The 1425-nt window shown below is 50.0% G+C and carries 2 protein-coding genes; both read right to left on the reverse strand.

The window, feature by feature from the left end; translation table 11 throughout:
• Positions 1-58 precede the first annotated feature (58 nt).
• On the reverse strand, positions 59-1024 hold the full coding sequence (locus tag MoGM_RS06540) for a transposase (RefSeq protein WP_233210191.1): 966 nt from the start codon (positions 1022-1024) through the stop codon (positions 59-61).
• The gene (locus MoGM_RS06545; RefSeq protein ID WP_104369305.1) at positions 999-1370 is read right to left on the reverse strand and encodes a transposase family protein; all 372 of its coding nucleotides are present in this window, start codon (positions 1368-1370) and stop codon (positions 999-1001) included. Before MoGM_RS06545 ends, MoGM_RS06540 begins: the two co-directional genes overlap by 26 nt.
• Positions 1371-1425 lie beyond the last annotated feature (55 nt).

The raw sequence follows: 1425 nt of genomic DNA on the forward strand, positions 1-1425 counted from the left end.
GGCACAAGCCGAAATTCCGGTGCATTTGTTAAAACAATGAGAATAGAGTGTTAAAGATTCAGGCGTATAGCTTGACGAGTCGGAAGATAAAGAAATCACGGTCACGGACCCCTCGCATCTGCGAACGGAAGATTTTGACTTTGGAGTTGAATGCTTCGGCGGAGGCGTTGGTGGCACGTCGGCGAAAGTAGTTGAGGATTGTCGGGGCATGGTTTTTGAATGTCTTGATGACAGAACGGAAGTTGTTGTTTGCCAGCGCTGACACCTTTTCATACCAATTGTTCAATTTACCCATGGCTTTTGCCGGTGAAATCTTCGAGTTGAATATGCTGCGCAGTTCCATCGCAAGACGGTAAGCATCTTTCAGTATCGGATAGTGTCTGAACAGAATGTTTGCGCGATGACGCTGTATGTCAGTCCATTTGTTCTGAGACATCATCAGTGTGTGTTTGCTGCGGGCAAGTATCTGGCGCATGGTCTCGCCGTTTGAGTAAGTCACCGGTGGCACGGACTTGTCGCGGGCATTGTCCTCCGCTATGAGCTGCCTGCGGATGTCGACACGGATTTCATCGACAGCCTCGTTGTAGACCTGCTGCACATGGAAACGGTCGTTGACGACGTGTGCGTTGTAGAAAACCTCGGCGGCTATCAGCATCATCGAGGACGACAGATCGCATGTGACCTCCCTGACTTTTCGTCTCAGGGTCTTGCCCATCGCTCCGATGAGTATGGAGATGATCTCGTCGCTTTTTGTGCCCGGGATTGCAGCGGCAAGTGTACCCCTGCCGCCGTGCCCGTCCTTATTGGTGAGGAATGTCCATACCTCGCCGTTGCTCAGACACGTCTCGTCAAGGCTCATGTACGGCCCGATGTTGACGGCGTTGAAGTAAATCCCACTGCCGAGTTCTCTCTCGCACCACTGGGCGTAGCCGCTCAGCTTATTGCGGTATAAGTCAGCAAAACACTTGCCGTTTACGCAGTACATCTGCGCTATGTGCTTAATCGACAGAGCTGTCGTCTCCACCTTCGTCTTTTAAAAAAGCCACGAACTCGGCACTGAGTCGTGTCCCTTCTTCGTTGGGAAGCTCAAGGTTGTAGGAGAATATCTCGTTTGTTTTCTTGTCCCACCATTTGTTCTTGCGCATATGAAGATAGACCGGTCTGCCACGCATGGGATAGTCCTGTATCGTTACATAATCCGTGTAGCCTCTCGCTACTATGTTGGGATTGCGGTAATCCTCGTCGGAAAGTTTCTTCTTCTCGTCAAGCCATATGTCGTAGGATTGATCTGTCTTTTCAAACCTGACCATCTCAAACAGCTCATTTAGGCCTGCGGGCAGAAACTGCCAAAATGCTTCACTAGTCTTCATGACGCAAATTTAACACTTTTCCTAAAATCCATGCACCGGAATTTCGGCTTGTGCC

Source organism: Prevotella sp. MGM1 (genome assembly GCF_002933775.1).
Classification (GTDB): domain Bacteria; phylum Bacteroidota; class Bacteroidia; order Bacteroidales; family Bacteroidaceae; genus Prevotella.

Bases quoted from the DNA above. Each gene is read 5' to 3' on its own strand.
- MoGM_RS06545 (WP_104369305.1), bottom strand. From the start codon at position 1,370: ATGAAGACTAGTGAAGCATTTTGGCAGTTTCTGCCCGCAGGCCTAAAT.